At 47.5% G+C, this 24,418-nt stretch carries 27 protein-coding genes; all 27 read left to right on the forward strand.

The features are described 5' to 3' along the window. The first annotated feature begins 30 nt into the window (after nucleotides 1-30). The 27 genes from J6I44_RS05110 to J6I44_RS05230 all read left to right on the forward strand — a co-directional run bounded on the left by J6I44_RS05110 (nucleotide 31) and on the right by J6I44_RS05230 (nucleotide 24,416). A complete protein-coding gene (locus J6I44_RS05110; RefSeq protein ID WP_265764924.1) occupies nucleotides 31-1,542 on the forward strand; it encodes a multicopper oxidase family protein in 1,512 nt (503 codons plus the stop codon). A 4-nt stretch (nucleotides 1,543-1,546) separates the two neighbouring features. Continuing rightward, nucleotides 1,547-1,975 carry a hypothetical protein gene (locus tag J6I44_RS05115; protein WP_265764925.1) on the forward strand — a complete coding sequence of 143 codons (429 nt, stop codon included), beginning with the start codon at nucleotides 1,547-1,549 and terminating at the stop codon, nucleotides 1,973-1,975. Nucleotides 1,976-2,120: 145 nt separating this feature from the next. Continuing rightward, the gene (locus J6I44_RS05120) at nucleotides 2,121-2,231 is read left to right on the forward strand and encodes a heavy-metal-associated domain-containing protein (RefSeq protein ID WP_434084224.1); all 111 of its coding nucleotides are present in this window, start codon (nucleotides 2,121-2,123) and stop codon (nucleotides 2,229-2,231) included. Further along, the gene (locus tag J6I44_RS21005; protein WP_434084226.1) at nucleotides 2,185-2,307 is read left to right on the forward strand and encodes a hypothetical protein; all 123 of its coding nucleotides are present in this window, start codon (nucleotides 2,185-2,187) and stop codon (nucleotides 2,305-2,307) included. The genes J6I44_RS05120 and J6I44_RS21005 overlap by 47 nt, the downstream gene beginning before the upstream one ends. 168 nt (nucleotides 2,308-2,475) lie before the next feature. Further along, nucleotides 2,476-2,844 (forward strand): hypothetical protein, encoded by a 369-nt coding sequence (locus J6I44_RS05125; protein WP_265764926.1) that lies wholly within the window; start codon nucleotides 2,476-2,478, stop codon nucleotides 2,842-2,844. Nucleotides 2,845-3,054: 210 nt separating this feature from the next. Continuing rightward, on the forward strand, nucleotides 3,055-4,878 hold the full coding sequence (locus J6I44_RS05130) for a copper resistance system multicopper oxidase (RefSeq protein WP_265764927.1): 1,824 nt from the start codon (nucleotides 3,055-3,057) through the stop codon (nucleotides 4,876-4,878). Between the two features lie 71 nt (nucleotides 4,879-4,949). Further along, on the forward strand, nucleotides 4,950-5,726 hold the full coding sequence (locus J6I44_RS05135) for a copper resistance protein B (protein ID WP_265764928.1): 777 nt from the start codon (nucleotides 4,950-4,952) through the stop codon (nucleotides 5,724-5,726). Nucleotides 5,727-5,885: 159 nt separating this feature from the next. Beyond that, the gene (locus tag J6I44_RS05140; RefSeq protein ID WP_265764929.1) at nucleotides 5,886-7,244 is read left to right on the forward strand and encodes an MGH1-like glycoside hydrolase domain-containing protein; all 1,359 of its coding nucleotides are present in this window, start codon (nucleotides 5,886-5,888) and stop codon (nucleotides 7,242-7,244) included. A 137-nt stretch (nucleotides 7,245-7,381) separates the two neighbouring features. Further along, complete coding sequence (locus tag J6I44_RS20805) at nucleotides 7,382-7,705, forward strand: four-helix bundle copper-binding protein (protein WP_491536871.1); 324 nt, start codon at nucleotides 7,382-7,384, stop codon at nucleotides 7,703-7,705. Between the two features lie 181 nt (nucleotides 7,706-7,886). After that, on the forward strand, nucleotides 7,887-8,249 hold the full coding sequence (locus J6I44_RS05145; RefSeq protein WP_265764930.1) for an NADH-quinone oxidoreductase subunit A: 363 nt from the start codon (nucleotides 7,887-7,889) through the stop codon (nucleotides 8,247-8,249). A gap of 3 nt (nucleotides 8,250-8,252) precedes the next feature. Then, nucleotides 8,253-9,935: an NADH-quinone oxidoreductase subunit D-related protein gene (locus J6I44_RS05150; RefSeq protein WP_265764931.1), complete on the forward strand. Its 1,683-nt coding sequence runs from the start codon at nucleotides 8,253-8,255 to the stop codon at nucleotides 9,933-9,935. Then, nucleotides 9,932-10,834, forward strand: coding sequence for a complex I subunit 1/NuoH family protein (locus tag J6I44_RS05155; protein ID WP_265764932.1), 903 nt, complete (start codon nucleotides 9,932-9,934; stop codon nucleotides 10,832-10,834). The genes J6I44_RS05150 and J6I44_RS05155 overlap by 4 nt, the downstream gene beginning before the upstream one ends. Further along, nucleotides 10,831-11,355, forward strand: coding sequence for an NADH-quinone oxidoreductase subunit J family protein (locus tag J6I44_RS05160; protein WP_265764933.1), 525 nt, complete (start codon nucleotides 10,831-10,833; stop codon nucleotides 11,353-11,355). The genes J6I44_RS05155 and J6I44_RS05160 overlap by 4 nt, the downstream gene beginning before the upstream one ends. A 1-nt stretch (nucleotide 11,356) precedes the next feature. Then, on the forward strand, nucleotides 11,357-11,662 hold the full coding sequence (gene nuoK, locus J6I44_RS05165; RefSeq protein ID WP_265764934.1) for an NADH-quinone oxidoreductase subunit NuoK: 306 nt from the start codon (nucleotides 11,357-11,359) through the stop codon (nucleotides 11,660-11,662). A gap of 1 nt (nucleotide 11,663) precedes the next feature. Further along, a complete protein-coding gene (locus J6I44_RS05170) occupies nucleotides 11,664-13,550 on the forward strand; it encodes an NADH-quinone oxidoreductase subunit 5 family protein (RefSeq protein ID WP_265764935.1) in 1,887 nt (628 codons plus the stop codon). A gap of 3 nt (nucleotides 13,551-13,553) precedes the next feature. Then, nucleotides 13,554-15,032 (forward strand): complex I subunit 4 family protein, encoded by a 1,479-nt coding sequence (locus J6I44_RS05175; RefSeq protein WP_265764936.1) that lies wholly within the window; start codon nucleotides 13,554-13,556, stop codon nucleotides 15,030-15,032. A 3-nt stretch (nucleotides 15,033-15,035) separates the two neighbouring features. Then, a complete protein-coding gene (locus tag J6I44_RS05180; RefSeq protein ID WP_265764937.1) occupies nucleotides 15,036-16,397 on the forward strand; it encodes an NADH-quinone oxidoreductase subunit N in 1,362 nt (453 codons plus the stop codon). 69 nt (nucleotides 16,398-16,466) lie between these two features. Next, complete coding sequence (locus J6I44_RS05185) at nucleotides 16,467-17,006, forward strand: DUF305 domain-containing protein (protein WP_265764938.1); 540 nt, start codon at nucleotides 16,467-16,469, stop codon at nucleotides 17,004-17,006. A 57-nt stretch (nucleotides 17,007-17,063) separates the two neighbouring features. Next, complete coding sequence (locus tag J6I44_RS05190) at nucleotides 17,064-18,074, forward strand: ion channel (RefSeq protein ID WP_265764939.1); 1,011 nt, start codon at nucleotides 17,064-17,066, stop codon at nucleotides 18,072-18,074. A gap of 73 nt (nucleotides 18,075-18,147) precedes the next feature. Next, nucleotides 18,148-18,543, forward strand: a complete 396-nt coding sequence (locus tag J6I44_RS05195) for a hypothetical protein (protein WP_265764940.1) — start codon at nucleotides 18,148-18,150, stop codon at nucleotides 18,541-18,543. A gap of 163 nt (nucleotides 18,544-18,706) precedes the next feature. Beyond that, the gene (locus J6I44_RS05200; RefSeq protein WP_265764941.1) at nucleotides 18,707-19,843 is read left to right on the forward strand and encodes a DUF2231 domain-containing protein; all 1,137 of its coding nucleotides are present in this window, start codon (nucleotides 18,707-18,709) and stop codon (nucleotides 19,841-19,843) included. A 74-nt stretch (nucleotides 19,844-19,917) separates the two neighbouring features. Further along, nucleotides 19,918-20,709: a DUF7282 domain-containing protein gene (locus tag J6I44_RS05205; protein WP_265764942.1), complete on the forward strand. Its 792-nt coding sequence runs from the start codon at nucleotides 19,918-19,920 to the stop codon at nucleotides 20,707-20,709. Nucleotides 20,710-20,801: 92 nt separating this feature from the next. Then, complete coding sequence (locus J6I44_RS05210; protein ID WP_265764943.1) at nucleotides 20,802-20,984, forward strand: hypothetical protein; 183 nt, start codon at nucleotides 20,802-20,804, stop codon at nucleotides 20,982-20,984. A gap of 274 nt (nucleotides 20,985-21,258) precedes the next feature. After that, nucleotides 21,259-23,079, forward strand: a complete 1,821-nt coding sequence (locus tag J6I44_RS05215) for an HAD-IIIC family phosphatase (RefSeq protein WP_265764944.1) — start codon at nucleotides 21,259-21,261, stop codon at nucleotides 23,077-23,079. Between the two features lie 410 nt (nucleotides 23,080-23,489). Continuing rightward, entirely contained in the window at nucleotides 23,490-23,852 is a 363-nt protein-coding gene (locus J6I44_RS05220) for a heavy-metal-associated domain-containing protein (RefSeq protein ID WP_265764945.1), read from the forward strand. Then, complete coding sequence (locus J6I44_RS05225; protein ID WP_265764946.1) at nucleotides 23,849-24,172, forward strand: hypothetical protein; 324 nt, start codon at nucleotides 23,849-23,851, stop codon at nucleotides 24,170-24,172. The genes J6I44_RS05220 and J6I44_RS05225 overlap by 4 nt, the downstream gene beginning before the upstream one ends. A gap of 34 nt (nucleotides 24,173-24,206) precedes the next feature. Next, entirely contained in the window at nucleotides 24,207-24,416 is a 210-nt protein-coding gene (locus J6I44_RS05230) for a heavy-metal-associated domain-containing protein (RefSeq protein ID WP_265764947.1), read from the forward strand. The last annotated feature ends 2 nt before the right edge of the window (nucleotides 24,417-24,418 follow it).

The following is a 24,418-nucleotide window of genomic DNA, read 5'->3' on the forward strand; positions in this document are numbered from 1 at the left end:
AGTTACTATAACCCTAAAAAGCCAGAAAATATGAAGCGAAAAGACTTCCTTAGACTTGCAAGCATTGGAACCGGAATAGCAACGTTGTCTCCTAGCCTGCTGGCTTGCCGGTCGGACGGAAATACCGATCTGGTACTGCCTGATAACGCTTTTTCTCGTCCCCTGGCCTTCCCGGAGAAGATTCGCGCCACCGATTTTGAGCTGGCCGCCGAAACCGCCCGGCGAAAACTGGCCGGAGATGCAGCCTCCGATGTCTATACCCTCAACGGCTCACTGCCCAGCCCCACCATCCGGGTTAAGCGAGGGGAAAGCCTGGCGATCGACTACCAAAATCGCATCGACCAGGAGAGTATCATTCACTGGCACGGGCTGATCGTCCCGCCTGACATGGACGGACACCCCAAAGATGCCGTCCAGCCCAGCCAGACCTACAACTACCGCTTCGATATTGACCAGCGGGCCGGCACCTACTGGTACCATCCGCATCCCGACAAGCTGACCGGCCCGCAGGTGTATCGCGGGCTGGGCGGTCTTTTCATCATTGAAGACGAGGAGGAACAGGCGTTGAACCTACCGTCCGGAGACTACGAGTTGCCGCTGATCGTCCAGGAAAAAAGATTTAGCGACAGTGGAGAGATGACCTACAGTCTGAACAGGATGGCCCGCATGATGGGATTCTTTGGTAATACCCTGCTCGTGAACGGCATGCAGGCGCCCTACCACGAGGTAAGCAATCGCTTTTACCGGCTGCGCCTGCTGAACGGTTCGAATGCCCGCATTCTGGATTTTTCCTTCAGCGACAACAGCTCGTTTTATGTTATCGGAAGCGACGGCGGGCTGCACGATCGACCGTGTGAAATCTCATCCATTACCTTAACGCCGGGCGAACGAGCCGACCTACTGGTGGACTTCAGTAGCTATAGCGTGGGACAGGAAATCCGCATGACGGCCGAGGCTCGCAATGGCATGGGCGGGATGATGGATGGCATGATGGTCGGTGGAGGGATGATGAATGATGAAAATAATAACGAAGAAGGAATGATGGGGGACGGAATGGGTTCCCGGAACAGCGGCGGAGCCTTCCTGGAATTTCGCGTCACCAATGAGGAACAAGACCCTTTTCGCCTGCCACAAGCCCTTACGGAACTGTCGTTCCCAAACGAAGCCGACACCGACCGCACCCGCCGCATCGATCTGACCATGGAGATGATGCAGGGACCAGCCATCAATGGAAAGTTTTTCGAAATGCTGCGGACGGATCAAAAAGTGCAGCAAGGCGCTCTGGAAATCTGGGAATTCAACAACGGCACCATGATGCCGCATCCCATGCACCTGCACGCCACCCAATTTAAGATGCTGGACCGTAGCGGGGGTCCCCTGGCCCCGCACGAGCGCGGCTGGAAAGACACGGTCCGCATCGATTCCGGAGAAACCGTGCGGGTGCTTACTAAATTTGATGCCGAAAAAGGGCTCTACGTTTTTCACTGCCACAACCTTGAGCACGAAGACAATGGCATGATGGCGAATTTTGAGATTGTATAACCGCATGAAGCTGTTTAAAACCAGGCTTTCCAGAATTATTCTTTGGGCTTTTGCTCTAAACACAGTGTGGGAGTTCGGGCAATGCGTGTTCTTTTACAATATGTGGAGCTGGCCGTTCTGGAAGTCAACCATCTGGATGTGGGCAGCCATTTTCGGTGACGTGTTGATTGTCTTAGGTCTCTGGAAAGGAGCTTCCTTCCTGAGGGGTTTAGGACCATTCCATAAACCCTCTACCTCAGGGTATCTGGTATTGATTCTGTTGAGTTTTGGTGCAAGCATTGTGTTAGAGTGGCTGGCTATTTACCTAAATCTTTGGTCCTATGACCCCTTTATGCCAACACTCACCTTTTATGACCGGGAAATAGGTGTTCTACCTATTTTACAAATTACATCACTTCCCGTGCTATCTGTATATATGGGTTCCAAAAAATAGTGTAATAACTAACAAAAATTCTGTAACGTTCTCTTTGGTAAAGTCTTGTAACTTTAAGATGTAATCCATTTAAAGTGTTAAACTTATTATGATAATGAACAAGCAAATAGAATCAACCCAAAATGTAATACTAAAAATCAACGGAATGTCTTGTAGCGGGTGTGCCAATACTGTTCAGCAGGCGCTGAATAATATAGATGGCGTTACCAATGCAAAAGGTCAATCTTGGGAATGGGTCTGCATCGGTTACGTATGAAACAGATGCGGCTTCGATGGACAACTTCAAACGAGTTGTTGAAGATGCTGGGTATGAATTTAGGGGAGAAAAATAGACTTGTACCGGCCGCGACGCTTCGTTTAAGCTCGTCTTTGAGGCTTCGCTTCCCGAGGTATTTTTTATCAAACGTTGTGTAAAAGCTCCAACAGCTGTAAATTTGAGAAAAATATGTTAAACCCAATGCAACTAATTTATTACATTACGCTGAACTGATTAGAAAGGTATGAATATCCGCGGCACATATTGGATTGCTTCATTGAGCCTGCTCTTATCGCTTAGCTTGGCATTGCCATACTGTTGTCATGCGGATATACCTGAATTGTTTTTTCATCATCAGCCATCGCATGCTTCGCACAGCCATCAGTCGGATGCTCGGCAGTGTAATTGTGGTCACGAACTTGTCAAAGACTTTCAGAAAACGAAGAAAGTTGTTAGCAGTCCGACCTTATTACTTTCTTCGGATGTTACATTACAAGATCGGATCATATTTGCGGTCAGTATCGATTTTCTTTCGATACCCCAAATACAACCGGGCATACTAAGTGACTCTGGTCCTCCCCTCCATCTTTTGAATAGTGTCTTTCTGAATTAGCGTTTCCTTCCCTCCCCGGCCTGTCCGCTCAGACCTCCTGCCTGATCTATAGATAATTAATTATCTGCCGAAACCAGATAGATGGGAGCCGTTGGTCAATCTTGGCGTACTCTTATAGAACTCTTTCGCTGCATTTGACCAAAGGACAGCACCGATCATCGAGTCCTCATTATATCTCTTTTACAAAAACTAATTGAAGAACAGATACCCATGAAAGATTCAACGAACACTATAACGCGACGGAATTTCTTACGGTACACTGCTTCCATGGCCGCCTTTGCCGGAGCCAGTGCTTTCCTACCAACCTACGCCCTCGCGGGATTTGGCCAGGAAAAACGAGACGTTTTAATCCCGAAGGGCCCCGATAACATCATTGATCTTACTATCGGTCGCATGCCCAAGGATATAGACGGCCGTCAAGGCAAGGCTATAGGCATCAATGGCACGGTACCGGGACCCTTAATTCGCCTCAGGGAGGGACAAGACGTGATGCTTCGCGTAAAAAACGAATTGCAAGAAGATACCTCCATTCACTGGCACGGTATTCTGCCGCCGTTTCAGATGGATGGGGTACCGGGCGTCAGCTTCGACGGTATCAAACCCGGGGAGACCTTTGAATATCGTTATACGCTGGAGCAAAATGGGACCTACTGGTACCACAGCCACAGCAAGCTGCAGGAACAGCTGGGGCACTACGGCCCGCTGATTGTCGATCCGGCCGGGTCGGATCCCGTCCAATATGATCGTGAATACCCGGTGGTCCTCTCCGATTGGACCTTCGAGAGCCCCTACGCGGTGCTCGAAAACCTGAAGAAGTCCGAAGGCTATTACAATTATCAACGCCGGGATGTGGGCGAATTTGTCCGGGATGTGAAAACGAACGGTTTTGGAAAAACAGTGAAAGATTATGTCTCCTTTGGGCGCATGCGGATGAGTGCCACGGATATCTCCGATATTACGGGAGCTACCTATACATACCTGATGAATGGACGAGGACCGGCCGCCAACTGGAACGCCCTGTTCAAACCCGGAGAAAAGGTACGTTTGCGATTCATTAACGCCTCGGCGGGCTCGTTTTACGACGTACGCATTCCCGGATTGAAGATGACCGTCGTGCATGTTGACGGGCAGGATGTGGAGCCGGTACCCATTGATGAATTTCGGATCGGTATCGCCGAGACCTACGATGTGATTGTAGAGCCCAAAGAGGAGAAGCCCTACACCATTTTTGCCGAATCCGCCGACCGCAGTGGCTATGCCCGCGGGACGTTGGCTCCGCGCGAGGGCGTGTCAGCTCCAGTCCCCGCCGAGCGGCCCCGCCCCAAACGGAGCATGAAGGACATGGGCATGAATATGGCCGCTATGGATATGGGCGATATGAATATGAAAGAAGGGGGCATGAAAGGAATGGACCACGCAGGCCATGATAGCATGGAGAAGAATAAAGGAGGAATGACTATGAAATCTAATCCTGTCAGACACGGCCCCGACCACCACGGGCCAGCAGCGGCGGCCGTGGCCAATTACCAGTATGACCGCCTGGATGAGCCCGGCATCGGTCTGGGTAACGATGGACGGAAGGTGTTGGTCTATCGCGATTTGAAAAAACTCACCCCGAATATTGATACCCGAGATCCCGAGCGTGAGGTGGAATTGCATCTGACGGGCAATATGGAACGCTACATGTGGTCCTTCGACGGCAAGCAGTTCCATGAGGTGGACGGGCCCATTGAGTTCCGCCATAACGAGCGGCTGCGACTGGTCCTGGTCAATGATACCATGATGGAGCACCCCATTCACCTGCACGGCATGTGGATGGAGCTGGAGAACGGCAACGGGGAGTATAACCCCCGCAAGCATACGTTGCTGATACAACCGGCCCAGCGCATATCGGCGCTTATTACCCCGCGCGATAAAGGCCGGTGGGCCTTCCACTGCCACATTCTCTACCATATGGAGATGGGCATGTTCCGCGTAGTCCAGGTGGCTGATGAAAGTGGAAGTATTTATGATGCCGGCGAAAATTACGGCTGATGTGCAGCACCACCGGGTAGTATTTACCGTAACATATTCACATGAATCTAAACACCTTAACTTAACACAAGATGAATAGTAAACAAATAAGAATAATCAAATCGCTAAGCGCAGGAGCTTTACTGCTAATGTTGATCGTTGCGATCACAAGTAGCCCTGCTAAAGGACAGAAAGCTCCCGAATTTAGCAGTGATCTTCTGATGGATAACCAGACCTACGTCTTCTTCATGACTGACCGATTTGAGTATTATCATATTGGCGGTGGGCCCATTGTGTTGGATGCTCAGGGGTACATCGGCAAGGACCTCCAAAAGATTTGGGTTGAGGTCGAAGGCGAAGCCCTGACGGCTGAAACCGAGGGAGAAACAGAACTTGAAGCCCTGTATGGCCGGGCTATTTCGGCCTATTTTGATCTCCGAGCTGGTATTCGATACGATATTGCTTATACAGCCGACCGAACCCAAAGCCGAGGCTTAGCTGTGGTCGGCATTCAAGGGCTGGCCCCATACCTATTTGAAGTGGACGGGAATCTGTTTGTCAGTCAAACCGGCGATGTATCGGCGGAACTGGAGGGCGAATATGATTTCCCCATCACTCAGCGCCTGTGGGGGCAACCACGGGTGGCCACTAGTCTGGCTGTCCAGGACGTGCCCCGGTGGGGCCTCGGATCAGGATTTAATGACGTGCAGCTGGGGCTCCGACTTCGCTATGAGATTAAACGCGAACTTGCCCCCTATCTGGGAATCTCCTGGTCCCGAAAACTGGGTGAAACGGCTGATTTTGTTCGGGAAGAAGGCGGTGATCCCAGTACGATAGGACTGGTCGGCGGCCTGCGCATGTGGTTTTGACCAGGATTATTTAAATACTTCTCTGAGGCAAATAATAACACATTGTGGGCAACAATAAGAAAAAATAAAGCCGGACTTACAAAAGACTGAAATTAAATAAAACATAAACAGGTTAATGTCTGGTACATCGTTTAGAATTAAATAAAGGCATAAGATCACATGAAGTCCTTTGATATCTTTGAGAGGCAAATTGATATAAAAAGCCTGATCAATGAAGCCAAAAGAATCCTCGATCAAAACTGGATGAATGGTTTTACCAGACCCGCCCGGAAAATGTATCCTCATCAATGGTCCTGGGATTCAGCTTTTATGGCCATTGGTTATGCCACCTACCGACAAGAACGGGCTGAAGAAGAATTGCAACGTCTTTTCAGTGGTCAATGGAGTAATGGGATGGTCCCACATATAATATTTAACGACAATGATAAAGAGTCTGACTATTTTCCAGGCTCGGATTTTTGGCAAACAGAACATCTTTCACAAAGTCCCAATACCGTTTCCACTTCAGGCATTTGTCAACCCCCCATCCATGCTACCGCCATTCGGCATTTACTAGAAACGGCCCATGATCGCAGGCAGGCCCAGTCGTTTGCGAAAGACGTATTTCCTAGCCTGAAGGCCTGGCATTCCTTTCTCTACCGCGAGCGCGATCCTAATGATGAAGGATTAGTCTATATCCGTCATCCCTGGAGCTCTGGCCAAGACAATTCGCCGAATTGGGATCATATCTTACAACAGATAAATCTTAGCCAAGAACAAATTCCCTCGTATGAGCGTACCGACAATAAACATAACGATTCATCTGAACGCCCCTCCAATCGATCCTACGATCGCTATATTTATCTGGTCGATTTTTTCCGAAAACGAGGCTACAACGAAGATAAGATACGTCGTGATGGCTGCCCTTTTTTAGTTCAGGATGTATTATTCAATACCCTTTTATGCAGAGCGGGGCGAGATCTGGCACAAATAGCGGAGTGGCTGGGCAAGGATCCTTCTCCATTCTATAAACAAGCTAAAAAAACAGCAAAGAGTATAAACAAGAATATGTGGGATAAGAACCATAACATTTATGTTGATCTTGATTGGAGAAACGGTGAAAAAATAGATGTCTACATGTTGTCTGGGTTTCTCCCCCTCTTTGCTAATGTTCCCTCCCCTGCTCGTTCCGAGCAAATGTTTTCATATCTAAATACACAGAGTTTTTGTCAGCTAAAAAAGAACTGTTTGGCCGTGCCCAGTTATGATCGGCAACAACCCAAATATTCTGACCAGAAATACTGGCGGGGGCCAATATGGATCAATTTAAATTGGTTACTTTATAAAGGACTGGCCCAGTACGGGCATAGGGAATACGACAAATTAATTAAGCAAACGATCATTTATTTAGTGCAAAAGAGTGGGTTTCATGAATTTTATAATCCCAAAACCGGAGAAGGTTACGGGGCAGAAAAATTTTCATGGACGGCTGCTCTATTTTTGGATATCCTCAACTCAGAAAGAACGGTTACCTTTTAATAGAAACTTCACACATCATTGTAGCAAGTATTAGTACAGGATGTTAACAGATTGACCCATTGTCAATGCACATGGTACATGTTATATAAGATTAGCTAAAACATTACCAACTAATCTTAAACTAAATTTTGATTATTATGGCTCACCAAGAACATCAAAACCTGATCAATAAACTTTCCAGCTGTCTTGCTGCTTGTGAACACTGCGCAGACGCTTGTCTGTCGGAAGATAATATTGATGCAATGGTTGAGTGTATCCGGATCGATCGTGACTGTGCAGAGGTATGTGCGCTGGCAATAAAATTCGTATCCAGGGACTCGGACTATGCTTCTGCTATTCTGGATCGCTGTGCCGATCTTTGCAGTGCCTGCGCCGAAGAGTGTGGCAAACACGATCATGATCATTGCCAAGAATGCGCGAAAGCGTGCCGAGAGTGTGCTGATGCATGCCGGAACTATTAACCGGGTATCGTTTTAGAAACAGGGTAGCCTCGCTTACGGCGATCCCTGTTTCTATTTTTTATTTTTTAGTTTGTAAATAACCATCAGGTAATCGATTATCTATTAGAGAAAGGGAAAATGGTTTTATCAGTCTGAAAGCTTCTTAATTAGTTTCAGATAAGGTGAATATCACGGAAAGAGAATGGAGCCATTATATCAATACATCATTCTGTTTGGGATGCTCATTGCCACGGCCGGATTGGCATGGATGCTCTACCTGATTAAACATTCGCTCGGCGATACGATAGATGAGCCTGGCAAAGATATGCCGACACAAAGTGGCCATCCGTCGCCCGAGCCTGCCTGGAATCGTTACCACGTGCATTACTATGGTTTTGCCCTGCTCTTTCTGGCCTTTGATATGGAGATGGCCTATATGTATCCCTGGGCAGTGGTGTACAAAGAGCTGGGCCTCGTGGCATTGCTAGATATGGGCGTATTTTTGGCTATACTATTTCTTGGGTTGATTTATACCTGGACGCAAAGCGGACTCAAACGTCAATAAGCTATGACGGAATCAGTAATGAAATACGGCGCTCGCAAGGGCCGGATGAGTTGGTTAAGACGCTGGATCGCCAGGGCATCTGCAAAAAATATTTGCATTTTTCCCGTGCCTGGTGCAGATATACTGCGATACTATCAAAAAAATATGCAGCTAAACTGTACGATCGCAGCCAACCCGCGCGAAGCCAATGTGCTTCTGGTCATGGGTGAAATGACCGAAGCCCTGGCCCTGAACGCTGGTGTAGCCTATCAGCAGATCCCACGTCCCCGCGTGTTGGTGTTTGCAGGTCCGGTTCAATTGCCCTACCTGCCTGAACCGGATGTTCAGATCTCTCTGAGTAATGGTTTTATTGATGAAGCCTTGCCACAAATCCGCCAACGATTAAAGAATCAGGCCTGGAGCGAAAACGCTGAACCATGGGTGCCAGACTTTCTGTCCGAAATGCTTGAAGATTCTGGAAACGGAGGACATGACCATCATAATCATGACCATGACAATGGAGGCCAGAAGGATGATCCACACAATCATAATGGACATAACCATAGTGAACATAATCATGAGGGTCATGAAGATCATAACAGTGAAACCGGGCATAATCATGACCATGAACACAATCATGAGGGAGACCATGAGGGTGGCGGCCACGATCACGGCGATATGGATTTCATGTCGATGGTAGCAATGACCAAGGACCTCCCGCGGCCCAAAGACGGGCTGCCAATGAATCGCAGCGATGTACACTTTGGACCCTTTCACCCCGGTCTGCCCGGTGGACTGTCGGTATTTATGGAGCTGGACGGCGATACCGTCATTGAGGCAAATATTGAAAATGACTTAACTGCCCGATCGCTTGATGACCTGATGCTGCTGGAGGCCAAACAGTTACCCGACACTCTGGCTCGATTCAACCCGCTGATGCCGGAGTCGTACCGGCTCCTGGCACGAAAAGCACTTCTAAATGCCTCAGACGACAAATCAACGACTACCTTTTCTTCTGCTGAACTCATTCAGTTGGAAAGTGAACGCATCGGCAGTCATTTGAACTGGCTGGCAACCTTTGCTAAAACCCTTGGCAACGAGTGGCTGCATCAAGAGTCCGCCCGATGGCATGCGGCGCACCGCAGCGAAGATATGGCACCTGAAAAACTGCTTGCGTTTCTGGAGCAAATTCGGACTATGCCGTATTTAAAAACGAAACTGAGCGTTGGAGGGCTCATTCCTGATAAGCTGCTGCATCATCTGTCGGGCCCAGCAGCCAAAGCGACTGGAAAACTGGAGGATGCAAGATCAAGTAACGAGCAGTATCTGTCCTTGGATTGGGCACCGATCACCAATACCGAAAATAATGCGTGGGGACGGTTGCTGATGCGTCTGGAGGAGATAGAGCAGAGTCTTGAATTGATTAACAAGGCCAGAAGGCAGGAATCTAAAACAAATGACTTAAGTTTCTCAGGCTCAGGTGAACGGACGGCGAAGCTGGAAAGCCCGCGGGGCACCTTGAGCCTTCATATAACTGTAGAGAATGGAAAGGTGACCCGAGTACAAATAGAAACCCCCTCGAAGCCGCTGGCCGCCTTGGTCCCTACACTAACGGAAGAAGAGGAACTGTCAGACGCGCTGGTACAGATAGCCTCGCTGGATATTTCGCCTTGGGAAATTGAACTTAAAGGAGCGGGGGGAGAATGAGTACCATATTGACCTGGATTGCAATTGGACTATTATTTGCTGCCGGCGTCTATTTTGTAGCACTGCTGGAACAATGGTCATTGCAAGGATATTTTGACTGGGCGGCTCCGTTTAACGCCTTTCTTCGATCTTTCGGCCAGGAAGAAATTCGTACCCGCCGCTACGATACTGTGTTTTACGAGGCTACACCGGTGATCTTCATCGCTGTGGTACTGCTGGCCGTTGCCATTCTGCCTTTTGCCCGGGAAACAGTTATTCTCGATCTGGGCACCGCCGCGCTCTTCATCAATGCTGCGCTGGTTTATATCATGGTTAGTCTCATCATGGCAGGTTGGTCGGCCAACGGCGTGTACGGAATGATCGGCGGTTGGAGAGCTATGGCTCAGCTTATCGCCTACTCCATGGCGGTAGTGATGGCCATAACGGCAGCTGTAATGCGCGCCGAGTCGATGGCAATGACCCCCATTATACAATCACAGGCTTCGCTTTGGAATATTTTTTATCAGCCGGTAGGTTTTTTGCTCTTTTACGGAGCCGTAATGGCAATAGCATTTCTTCCCCCTTTTGATCTGCCCACCGCCGAAGGAGAGCTGGCGGGCGGAGCCTGGGCAGAATTTACCGGTGCCCGCAAAACCCTGTTTCGCTTAGGCCGACTGCTGCTTATACTCACACTTTCCCTGGCGGTTACAATTTTCTTTCTGGGGGGCTGGCTCGGCCCCTGGCTGCCCGGTTTTGTATGGACGTTCATTAAAACTACACTGGTCGCCGCCTCTTTCTTCTGGGTCGGGCGATATTTTCCCCGCATCCGCCACGATCACCTGCTGGAGTGGGGCTGGAAGTATGCTGTACCGGCCGCGCTTTTTAACATCCTGCAAGTTGGGATAGTATTACTGTTATGATGGAACTGCGAATCATATTATTAATTGTCATCGGGCTTATAGCCATCTGGTTTGGTTGGCGTGTGTTTCGTACTGATTCGATGGTGCGTTCGGCCTTTTCTCTGCTGGCATCAATGGTGGCAGTAGGTGCAATGTTCTTAGTGATGGAAGCCGAATTCCTGGGTGTGCTTCAGATCATGATGATGGGCACCGAAATGAGCATCATGGCTATCTTCATGATGATGTATATGATGGATCCCGGTGGCTTGGGCGAAATGGATATGACCCACCAGGAGAAGCCTTCTATAATAGTTGCAGTCATTTTTGGAGGTATCTCGCTGGCCGTCATCCTGCTTACAAAATGGGGCGATATTATTGCAGAGGCTCCGACGCCCGCCCAACAAAATCATGATCTGGGGATTGAAGTGATGAAACGCTCAATGATGATTTTTGAATCCGCCGGCTTCTCAATTTTAACGGCCATGGTAGCTGCCCTGGCTACCGCTCTTATCATCCACAATAATCAAATAGAAAAGAACTAGCATGGTATTAACGGTAGCATTAATTATAGGTACGATCCTGTTTGGCATCGGGCTCTATGGTGCCCTTAGCCAGACCAACCTGGTAATGATCATGATGGGTGTTGAACTCATGCTGGGTGCATCGATGTTGAATCTCGTCGCCTTCTGGCGCTACTTGCATCCGGAAGTTTATTCTATACAGATGTTTGTGTTGGTTGTAATGACAGTGATGGCGCTCGAAGCCGCTGTGGGGTTTGCCATCGGCACTCAACGCTTCCGCTCCAAAGGTTCGGTCGAATCTGAAGAAGCCGCTGACTTAAAAGGATAATATGGTATACCTGCTTCTTATATTATTATCGCCGGCCGTCGCAAGCCTCTGGGCACTGTATAGTTCCAAAAAAGCGGGATACGTTTCTTTATTCGGAGGCACGCTTTCCCTGCTGGCCTCCTCCCTCCTGTTTTTCAAAGTCTCCAACGGTTATTCAGCTGCATGGGAATTTAGCGGACTTCCGGGGCTTCCCTTTCGGCTTGATATCACTTATCTAAACACTTCACTTTCACTGGTAGTGGCGATAGTCGGTGGATTGATATTGTTGTACGCGGTCGGCTATATGGCAGAAGAAAAAGGCAAGGCGCGATTCTGGAGCAGTATATCCCTCTTCCTGGCCTCCATGCAGCTACTGTTGTTTGCCGGTGACTGGATTCTTTTTGTCATCGCCTGGGAAATATTGGGCTTCTGCTCGTACCTGCTGATCAGCACCAAGTACTGGCAAACCGAAGCCGGGGAAGCCGCCAACAAGGCGTTTATCCTTAACAGGTTTGCCGACCTTGGTCTCTACATCGGCGTGTTTGTAATTATTCTTTCCAGCGGTTCCAGCGCCATTGTAGAATCGGCTCCTGCAACGATTTCTCAGTTCGGGGCACTAAGCCTCCTGTTTGGAGTCATGGGCAAGTCGGCCCAGGTACCGTTCCAAAGCTGGCTCACCGCAGCAATGAAAGGCCCTACCCCGGTGTCGGCACTGCTCCACTCAGCAACGATGGTCGCCGCCGGTATTGTACTACTCATCAAAGCCTTTCCACTGTTTTCCCCTGATATGCCGTTCTGGGTCGGTGCGATCGGCGGCATTACCGTTCTGATGACAGGGCTGACGGCTATTTTCTCCAATGACATCAAAAAGATGCTGGCTGCCTCAACCTCAAGCCAGCTTGGGTTCATGATACTGGCCATCGGAGCTGGTTCGACCGGGGCCGCATTGGCGCACCTTCTGGCACATGCCTTCATGAAAAGCAGCTTGTTCCTGGGTGCGGGAATCTGGCAGCACGGGGCCGGATCAACCCGTTTTGAGAAACTGGCAGGAGCAGGCAGAAAACTAAAAATCACCTTCACCGGTTTTGCTATTTCAGCGGTAGCTTTGGCAGGTATTCCTCCCTTCATAGGCTATTTTTCAAAAGACGGGATTCTGGCGGCCGGACTGGAATCTTCTCTGCCTGAATGGTATTTCGTTGTTGCCTTGCTGGGATCTTTACTAACAGCTATATATATGAGCCGAACGTTAGGGATTCTCTGGAAAGGTGATGTAACAGATGGTATCGAAAAACCCAGAGGTCTGCGATGGATGCAATCCGGGTTGATTCTAATGGTTCTTTTAGTAGTCGGCGGCGGATTATTTTTACACAGCATGATTGAGACCGCCGGTTTTCATCTGCCAAAAGCTAAAATTGCACAAATCAGCGGACTAGTCGCAGCCCTGGCGGGTCTCACTGTGGGATGGCTGGCCTCTTTTCAAAAGATTGGACACCCCATCACTGCTTACCTGCGAAACAACTACCCCATCGGAGGCGGCTATCATGCGCTGGTCGTCACACCTGTTATCAAGCTGGCAGCCCTTTGCCGAAGGTTGGATGAACGCCTTCATCAATTCGTGCTCAAAATTGGACAAAGTGTCCTGAAACTATCATCGGTTGTTGACACGACCGATGAGCGTGTTCATGAGAGCGTGCATGGGGTTGGACGTATAGGTTTAACTTTGGGAGATTGGTCGGAGCGGTCTGATGAGCAAGGCATCAACGGCTTAATTTTCAAGATTGTGGAGAGCGTCAAAAAAATGGGGCGACAGGGACAACAAACACAGTCCGGGTTGGTACACCGTGAACTCATGTGGTCGGTCTGGGGAATGGTAGCCTTTTTAATGCTAATGATATTAACGCTAATGTAAGTTATGGAGAGTATCACCTTGCCACTATTATCGATTACCACTTTTCTGCCGTTATTAGGCACGCTGGTCATATTACTGGTAAAACCCGATAAGCCGCGTACCACTTACCGTATTGGCATCGGGGCATCGACCCTGGCCGTAGTTACTTCCCTCGGTATTTGGCTGCGGGGCGTGGGCAGCAGTTTTAACCAGATTGAGCAGCTTGAATGGATCCCATCACTTGGTATCGCCTACCGGATGGGCATTGATGGTATTAGCTTTCCTCTTGTTTTGCTCACAACAGTGCTCTTCCTGACAGCGTTAATCTATTCAGCAAAGATTGAAAAAAGAGCCAACAGTTATGTAATGCTGTTTCTGTTGCTCGAAACAGCATGCCTGGGAGTCTTTATGGCACTGGACCTGTTTTTATTCTATGTTTTTTTTGAAGTAACCCTGGTCGGCATGTATTTCATTATCGCCGAGTGGGGACATGAAAATAGCAAGCAAGCCGCCCTGACTTTTTTCCTTTATACGCTGCTGGGCAGCCTGTTTCTGCTGTTGGCATTTCTGTCGCTCTACCTTCATTCGGATCCGCTTACCTTTGACATGCGAGCGCTCATCGCCAACCCGCCGCTGACGGGGTTGGCCGCTGCACTGACGTTCTGGGGATTGTTTGTAGCCTTTGCTATTAAAACCCCGCTCGTGCCGGTCCATACCTGGCTGCCCGCCGCTCATACCGAGGCACCGGCCGCTGGCAGTGCTATCCTGGCGGGTGTTCTGTTAAAACTGGGAGCATACGGATTCATTCGTTTTTCGCTTCAGATGACCCCGGACGCCTTCCAACAGTTTGCTCCATATGTAATAGTAATCTCCGTCATTACCGCCCTCTACGGGGCACTCGTAGCACTGGCACAGACCGATATCAAGCGGATGGTCGCCTACACCAGTGTCAACCATATGGGCTATATGGTATTTGGCGTTGCCGCCGCGGCTGCCCTGGGAAAAGGTGCTGAAACCTCTGCGCTGGACGGTGCCACGCTGCAGATGATCAGTCACGGAGTGGTAACCGGGCTCCTGTTCCTGCTGGTAGGTGCACTGCAAGATCGCACGCAGACACGGGAAATGACAGAGATAAGTGGTCTTTTGAAAACATACCCGGTATTAAGCGGGCTGTTCATTGTAGCAGCTTTTGCCTCGCTGGGTCTACCCGGGCTGGCCCACTTTCCCGCCGAATTTCAGATTTTTCTGGGTGGTTTTAGTGCATATCCGGTTGCCACGGGATTTATTATCCTGGGTCTCCTTATTACCACCGGGCTGTACCTCCGGGCCATTCAGAGCGTATTCATGGGTAATCCGGAGAAAGAAATTGACAGTAAAGGTGACCTTGACGCCCGTGAGCTGTGGGCTACGGTACCACTGATTGCGGCCATTTTTATCATCGGTATCTACCCCGACTTACTGCTTTCAATTATTCACGCAACGACCGAATTGATAGGGTTTTGACCTATGACTAAAGACCTGCTGCTCATAATGCCTCAAATTGCAGTATTGCTTACGGCTATAGGCTCGCTCATAGCCGAAATGATGGGCAAGCCCCGTGGAAGTCTGTGGACGCTTATTATTGGCATGCTTGCCGCTACTGGGGTAGCTATCTCAAAAATTGGAACTATAACCACCGCTTTTTCGAATACCTTTCGGGTTGATTACCTGAGCTTGTGGGCTGTTATTATTCTTAGTATCACAAACATATTCATTGCCGTACTGGCCCGCAGTGAGCTGAAAAATACGTACCGGGAAGGTACCGTTTATAGCCTGCTGGTCTTTTCGTTGCTCGGTGCATTAATCATGACCGGGGCTGGCGACATCATGTTTGTGGTGTTAGGCATTCTCATCAGTACCCTTGCGGGCACAGCCTTAATCGCCTACAACAAAACCGACCCCGCCACAGAGGGTGCTTTCAAATACTATATTTACGGTTCGGTGACGGGGGCAGTCATGCTCTTTGGACTGACCTTTTGGGTGGGCATTATCGGAAGCACCTATCTTTCGGCACTGAATAATCCGGAGTTGAGTTCGCTGGCCGTTATTTTTGGCTTCATAACTCTACTGATTGGCATTGGCTACGCGGGATCGCTGGTACCGTTTCATTTTTGGACCCCCGATGCCTTTGAGGCTTCACCCGTTTCTATTGCGGCTTATCTGTCGGTGGTGCCCAAGGTCGGGGCCATCTTTGCGCTTGCACAGGTGGCAAGGGAGTTGCCGGTGGAGATGCTCAATTGGCCGCTGCTTTTGGGAGTGATCGCCGTGCTCTCGATGACCTTTGGGAACGTAGTCGCTCTCTGGCAGGATAATATAGTGCGCTTGCTGGCATATTCCACTATTGCGCAGGCCGGCTATTTTTTACTGGGTGTGGTAGCCATTCAACAGAATCAACTGGCTGTCAACGCCCTGGTTGTATTCGGGATTGCCTATGCGGTAATGAATGTTGGGGCCTTTGCCATCGTACAGAGCTGTGGTACCCAATTAAAAGACTTTAACGGGTGGGCCAAACAGAAGCCCTGGCAGGCAGTTGGCATGACGATTTTCCTTTTGTCGTTGGTGGGAGTTCCGCCGCTGGCCGGATTTGCCGGAAAATTTCTACTGTTCGGGGCAGCGCTCGACGGAGGATACACCTGGCTGGCAGTGGCGGCTATTATCAACAGCGTAATTTCACTGGCGGTATACCTGCGCATCATTGTACCGACCTACTTTAATGAACCGAAACCGGAACCCATACAATCAACCAAGCCCGGTATACGTCTGGTGTGGATTAGTACTTTTGTGTTGACGATTGCGGTCGGGCTCGGACTTCAGTGGTTCCTCGTATAGTTCATTTAAACTTTAATCTGATCATGCAGTCTCTTTACTTTCATCCTAATCAATTAATGGTCATTTATTATGGAAAATAACAGCAATAGCTCAGCAAACTACTTAAAATTCTTCGCAATGATAGTTACCGCGATGGTTGCGATGTTCTTTCTCATGTACACTAATTCCTATCAAATTTTAGATCACGCATGGTTCAGCGAAGAGCGGTTGTTTATGACTTTGGTCATGGGTGGTTCCATGATGATTATCATGCTGGCGTTTATGCTTCAAATGTATAAAAGCAGCAGGATGAATATTGCTATTTTCATTGGCGGTGCTTTATTGCTGATAGGCTCGATCTGGCTGTCACGCAGTCAGGCAACGATCGATGACGTTGACTATATGGAGGGCATGATTCCACACCATTCGATAGCAATTCTGACCAGCGAGCGTGCCGGTATTGAAGACCCTCGCGTAAAGAAACTGGCAAAGGCTATTATGGATGCGCAACGTAAAGAAATTAAAGAGATGGAATGGCTGATTAATGATATCAGGGAAAACGGAATTGCAGAAACGGAAGAGGAGGCCAAAGCACGAGCGGTACCGAAATTCGCCCCAACACCAGAGTAACTAAAGTTGACAGGCGAAACATACGGTTTCTATACCCAGATATTCGATTATCATATTATGATACATGAACTATATCTTATCGCCGGCATCTTCATCGTTTTTGTCACAGCCTGCGACTTTTTTTACACGACGGTATCTTTTAACGGAGCCGGTGTCTTAGCCCGATCAGTATCAAATGGAATTGCCACACTATTTCTATGGACGAACAAAAAAACCAGCAGTCGGTACATGTTAAAATTCTCTGGGATGATACACATCCTCGCGCAGGTTGCATTATGGATTAGCCTATTGTGGTTCGGACTTTTCTTGATATTTATGGGGAGTCCTGATTCTGTTCTTCACGCTCCGACCGGGACAACTGCCAGCGCCATCAATAAGTTCTATTTCAGTGGGTATGTATTATCCACACTTGGCAACGGGCAGTATATTCCCAACGGCGGCGGATGGCAAGTTACTGTAGCGGCCTTCTCCTTTGCCGGCTTTATTTTTATCACCACCGCAATGACCTACCTGATGAACCTGACGTCGGCAGTCATTCACAAGCGCAAGCTGAGCCTTTTCATTTCTAATTTGGGTGAAACTCCCGAAGAGATTCTTGTTAACAGTTATACCGGTGATGGATTTGAACGATTAACCAGGGTGACCCCCGACTTACAACAAATGATCAATGAACACAGCCAAAATCACTATGCCCATCCGGGCGTACACTACTTTTACAGTGTTACGCGGGCTGAATCGCTTTCCCTTAATCTTGCAAATCTGGACGAGGCTCTCACTATCTTGGAGCACCGAATCGAAAAAGGAAAGGCACCGATTCAGGATTTGATTCCTCTGCGCGACGCGATTGATAAATTTTTAGATACCATGGAGCATCATTTCATCCGGAGCTTCAAAATTGAGGAAACCTATGCCCTTGATATCAGTTATCTTCAGGAAAAGGGTATTCCCCTGAACGTAGAATTATCAGACGAATTACCCATCAAAAAGCGCCGGTCGCAGCTGACCGGACTGTTCCAAAGTACGGGCTGGAGCTGGGAACATATTTACGCGAGGGAAGATGTCCAATAAAATTCCCAGGTCAGAGCATCTATTGATTTTAAATAATATTTGATTACATTTAAGTAGAATATGGATCGATATTATGGGTAAGAATTCAACATCAACGCTCCTTGTATTGGTGGCCATATTTGCGACCAACATGACGTTGCAGATATGCTGCCATCAGGATTGGTCAACGCTTGTTGGCCATGAGCATCCCGCTAAAAAAGCGGCCCATAGCCATTCGCACGATCACAGCAAGAATACAGATGATGCATCTAATAAAGAAGAATGTGGTTCCCACAAATTCAAAGAATTAGTTACCGCCGATAAGCTTGTTGCGAGCCACAACCTGCCTGTCAGGTCGTATATCCCACCTTTTAGCAAGCCATTGATAAGCGGCTCGGCCGGGCGACCGGGAAATAGCTTGTTTCGATTGATATTTTTCAATAAGATTGGTCCGCCAATCCATCTTTTAAATAGCGTTTTCTTGAATTAGCCGTTCTCTTTCTGCCCGTTCCTCGCGGGTTAACTATATCCTACTGTTTACAGTTTAATTTCTTAAGACAAGCTGTCTTTTGGGTGTTATTACGTTATAGCTAATGACACTGTATGGATCCAGTTATTCTATTACAATTTAAATTAAAAGAAAGAGATATGTTATGGAACTCATACCCGAATGGGCACCCAATCTTCACCCGATGGTGGTGCATTTCCCCATTGCCATTTTAACTATTGCGATATTTTTTGACTTCGTTTCGTTTTTTCTTCCAAGAAAGAAAAAATGGTGGACCGAAGAAGCGACCGCTTTTCTGTACGGTGTAGGAGCTGTTGCAGCTATTATTGTTTATTACACCGGAACGCTCGCCGCGGACAGCGTAACGCTGCCGGCCGAAGCCCAACCGGTACTCACCGAACACGCCGATTGGGCCTGGTTGACCCTCTGGTTTTATGGGGTCTATGCGGTATTGCGGATTGTCGCTACCTGGTGGGCCAGCCCCATCCACCGCCTGAAACTTCATGTCGGCTTTTTTCTGTTGTCCTTGATGGGCATGTACTTTTTGTACCAGACCGGTGATCACGGGGCCCAAATGGTGTTTAAGCACGGCGTAGGTGTGCAGGCCGTTGACGTGGAAAACCCCGTGCAGCATGATCACTCCGAACACGGTGAAAGTAAAGATGACCATTCAGAAAGTGAGGAAGGCCAAAGCCCTGGTGAGGAGACAGACACTTCCGGGGCAACCTCATTTAGCACAAATGAAAACGGCAACTGGATCTGGAATATTGAGCAAAATGCGGTTACCGCTCTGCAGCAAAACTTCGAGTGGCTTTCCGGTAGTGCCGAATCCGTAAACGCCGAAGCGGTGGAAGTAGAAGACAGTCATGCACTCTCGTTCTCGGGAGATAATCTCAGCGCATTTTTTTCCGGTGATCAATCCTATGAAACCGAGCAGATCGATTATTATGTAGATATGGCTTCGTTTGACGGCACTGCCTGGTTCGTCAGCCATGTGCAGGATCAAAACAACTACGACTTTGTCTCCATTGCTTCCGGTGGCACGGTAAAACAGGGTCGCATGATCAATGGTGAACCACAAATATTTGAAGAAGGGAGTGTGGATGTGTCCCAGCTGCTCTTCGTGCGGGTGGTGGGCAACGGAACCCACTTTCGGGGCTACATCAATGAAGAAATGGTGGTGCACGGCCACGGCGATGCGCCCAAGCCCGGCCGCATAGGTCTAAAAATGAATGGTAGTGGGACTTTGTTGCTACAGAAAATGAGTGTCACACAACTATGACCCTCACTTCCTTTGTACTTTACATTATTTACATGAAATAAACAAAAACTGAATTCTAACTCAATTAAATCGTTATGACTTCCTTATCTCCTAAATTATCGCTTTTACTGATGCTTATATTGCCATTGGCAGCGTGCAATGATGATGCAACGGGCCCGGCCGGCAATCAACCTTCATTGACTGTTGAATCGCAGGGAACCTTCGAAGGAAATCAAGTAGTGATCCCTGAACTAGCCATCACTCAATCCGGATGGGTGGTTATTCACCGCTCTAATGCCGCCGGAACCGGACCGATGGTACCCCCTATTATTGGAAAGACGAAAATCGAAACGGGAACCAGTACCGACGTACGAATCCAACTTGAGGAGAGTGTAGCTAATGACGAGCAGCTTTTTGCAATGCTGCACAAGGATACCGGTGTAGCGGGCGAATATGAATTTAACGGTTCAAACACCCCTGACCAACCCTTCACCGTAGAAGGCGAAATAGCTGCTAAGTCCTTTACGATTACGCAGACCAATCCCGAACTGACGAGCGTTCCTGACCAACCCAATGACGGTGCCTTTGAAGTGGACGTGAATGCCGCTGAAGATGGCTGGCTGGTACTGCACCAAGCTAACAGTTCCGGCAACGGTCCCGGGCGGGTTGTTGGAAGTGCAATGGTTAGTGCCGGCACAAACAGCGACGTATCTATTGCTCTGAACGAGGGAGAATCCGTTAGCACCGGTGAAACGTTATTTGCGATGCTACATTACGATACCGGAACCAAAGGGGAATACGAGTTTGACGGGCAAAATGGGCTGGATTTGCCCGTGGTATTTGATGGAAACGTGGTGGTTAAACCCTTTACGATTGAGGCTAATTAATCTAATTGACTTGGAGTCCAGGCAAGTTATGCGCCCTTATAGCTTACAGGAGTGGTAAGGATGCGGTAATATTTAATGAACAGACAAGACATATGACTGCGAAAAAAAGCCAACGACAACAACATAACGACAACCTACAACCCGATACTATAACAGCAGCAGATGTCAGCTACCGCGAGGAAGACTGGCTAAAACTAAAAAAGCGATTGGACAGAATGGAAGCCCCAGGATCTCCATCCCTCCCTACGCTTATAGAACAATTGAAGAAAAGTTAGCTGTCAAAGGTCATTGGATTACATAGCAGAATCGAAGGGAAAAGAAGGATGTTAACAGCATGCTCTTTGGACCAAATAAGCATAAATGATGAAAGATATGCACCCGCATTCGGCCTTTAGTTTCCTTCACTATGTGATTGCTAAGGTATTGGAAGGTGGAGCAGCAGGCTTATCAGTACGTAACAATTTATAGTTTTCCCTTGAGCAGGGAAACAATAGCTTCCCAAAATACAAGGGCTTCAGTTTAAGTTAAGTTAGGTATAAGAGTATACATATGATGATTCAGGAAAAAATAAAGCTGGTAATATGGGATCTGGATGAAACATTATGGGAGGGCGTACTAAGCGAAGACTCCGTTTCATTCAGACCTGAAAAGAAACAAATAATAACGACTTTGGCAGACAGGGGGATCATGAACTCCATCTGCTCAAAGAATGATTTCAATGAAACCAAAGCATATTTACAAAATAAGGGTATCTGGAACTATTTTATCTTTCCCCGGATCAGCTGGCAGCCCAAAGGGAAAATGATCAGGGAAATTATAAACCTGTGTCAATTCAGGCCACAAAATGTACTTTTTATTGATGATAACCATTTGAACCTGGAGGAAGCCAAATTTTATAACAAGGAATTAAATATTAAAAAACCCTCGTTTATTGACGAGATCCTCAGCCACCCAAAGTTGCAGGGGAAAGACGACCCTGATCATTCCAGGTTAAATCATTATAAGATACTGGAAGACAAACACCAGTCGAGAAGCGAGTATTCGGACAACCTGGATTTTTTAAAAGAATGTGATATACAGGCGACTATCATTTCGAGTTGCAATCCGCATGCAGATCGAATCCACGAATTAATACAACGAACCAATCAGCTCAATTATACCAAAAAGAGAATCACTAAAAGCCGGCTTCAAGAGATTATTCACGACGGTCGTTACAACTGCGGCTGCATTCGTGTGGAGGATAAATTTGGGCATTATGGAATCGTAGGGTTTTATGCCCTCAGAAAGAATAAATTAGAACATTTTGTATTTTCCTGCCGGATTTTAAATTTGGGCGTAGTACAGGCGGTTTATAAGTGGTTGGATGAACCCGAAGTGAATGTGAAGCCAAGCGTGTCGGAGGAGTTAACCTTGTTTGAGACTCCCGACTGGATTGAGATCAAAAACAAATCACATTGGGAAAATAACAGCCCACAAGAAGCACAAAATGAAGGCGTAGATAAAGCCAACATTTTACTAAAAGGCGGATGTGATTTAAAGCAGATTGTTCATTATTTAACCTATAACAATATTGATGTCAGGACCGAATTCAACTATCCGTCGGAACAAGGGGGTATCATTCACAATGAGCATACAGAAATACTGAAGTCGATAGATAACCTTAGCCGGGAAGAGAAAGCGTATTTAATTGATAAGCTCCCCTTTTATGATGGAAAAGTATTTGATACCGAAATGTTCTCTAGCAACCTTGATATCGTTATTTATAGCGTGCTGATGGATTATACGCAGGGGGTATATGTGCATAAAGAAAATAAGGACCTTAAGGTCACCTATGGTGACTTTGAGGGACCGATTACTTCTGGCAATATCGGCTTTAAATATAATGACCGGGTTGAAGCCAAAGAATTTCGAAATTATTTTACCCAACATTTTGATTTTCTTGGATGTCTTTCTGAGAATGAATTTTATGAAAACTTACGATGGTTGAGAGGCAAGCTACATCCAGAAACCTATCTCATTTTTCTTAATGGCAGTGAAGTGGAATTTGAGGGTAACACCCCGAAGAATAGATTTTTGCATCATAAAAAAATGAATACTGTATTGCGTGAATTTGTCAATGAGAGCCATAAAACCAGGTTGATAGATGTTAATGAATTTCTATCGGGCCAGAAGGATTTGAGAGATAGTGAACTCCACTACACCCGGCCGGTGTACAAAAAAATATCAGAAGAACTCACCCGCCAGGTTAATGAGGTCTGTGATACCGAGGAACAGGTAACCAATAACGTGTATTATTTTTGGCGGCGCTTAAAAAACAGTATGAGGAACAGACTAAAGAAAGCTAAGCGAAAAAGGAGTAATAGGTCTTAAATACGGACCTATTTTATAGGTTCAGTAAATTTTTATATCCCAAATAGAATAATACATAAGTATGAAAATAATCGACAACTATTCCGAGGATAAGGAGAGCACATCAATTCTAATAGCCGTTGGCCTCTTTCCCTTAGGAGAGGGGCTTGTCCAGAAGATCCGATTTGTCACATAGGGGCCCTTATATAAAATTAACCACTATACTATAACCCTATCTTTGCAGTGAAGAAATAAACTCGGACTGACAGTGAATCCTCTGCATAATCATCATTCCAAATAAAAAAGAGCGAGGCAGAACATCTGTAGCACGAAAACAGAAATAATTGATTTTTTCTTGACTCTGGACCATGGTACAGGGCTTATATTAGGTAACAGAATTGTGTTATCAATGATAACTAACTGTTACAGCTATGATGAAATCATTCATATCTATTATAACGTGGGGAATCCTCGCCATGGGGCTTGCAACATTGTCTTCCGCCCAGGATACCCCGAAACAAGAAAAAACGGAGGCCGCCGGGCAGCAACTAGCGCTGGAAATTGAAGGTATGGCTTGCAGCATGTGCGAACAAAACTGTAAAAAATCTCTTGAGAAGCTGGACGGCGTGGACGTTGAGTCCATTTCAGCCTCGGAAGGCATCGCGCGACTGATCCACACCGGCACAAAACCCGTCAGCGATAAGAAGCTCAAAGAGGCTGTAGAAAATGCAGGCTACAAGCTGAAAAAAGTGGTGCGTAAAGATGCCAATCATTCTGATGAAGACGGACCATGACTATTCAGCTGATCATCTTTGTCGTAGTGGTTAGCCTCCTGCTGTATACCCTGGGACTATACTACTTCATTGGCTGGTGGCTTTCGGATTACCTGTGGCTGAGCAAGGCAGGAATACGGCACTATGGATTTGTCTTGCTGGTAAGTTTCCTCGGAGCCTACCTGACTGAACTCGTAGCCCAGCGGCTCGGCTGGTGGCATTTTAATCGAAAGGTGCCTCACTTCCCAAAAAGCCTGGGGGATGTGGCCTTGACTCCGGTGCTTCAACTGCCGCTGTTGGTGGCACTGACTTATTTAGCGGCACAATTTATCTTTTTATAAATCAACCATGTAATTCAAAACTAACAATACGATCATGGAAAAACTGACATTTACCATACCTGACCTGCACTGCGAAGGGTGCGCTGAACGTTCTACCAATATTTTGGAGCGATTGGATGGCGTTCAAGAAGCAAAGGTAACGTTTGAAGATAAATCTGCCAAGGTAGAGTTTGATTCAGATAAAACTTCCTTCGATGAGATGAAACAGGCCCTGGAGAAAGCAAATTACACAGCCGAAAAATAACC

Source organism: Fodinibius salsisoli (assembly GCF_026229185.1).
In the GTDB taxonomy this organism is placed as follows: domain Bacteria; phylum Bacteroidota; class Rhodothermia; order Balneolales; family Balneolaceae; genus Fodinibius; species Fodinibius salsisoli.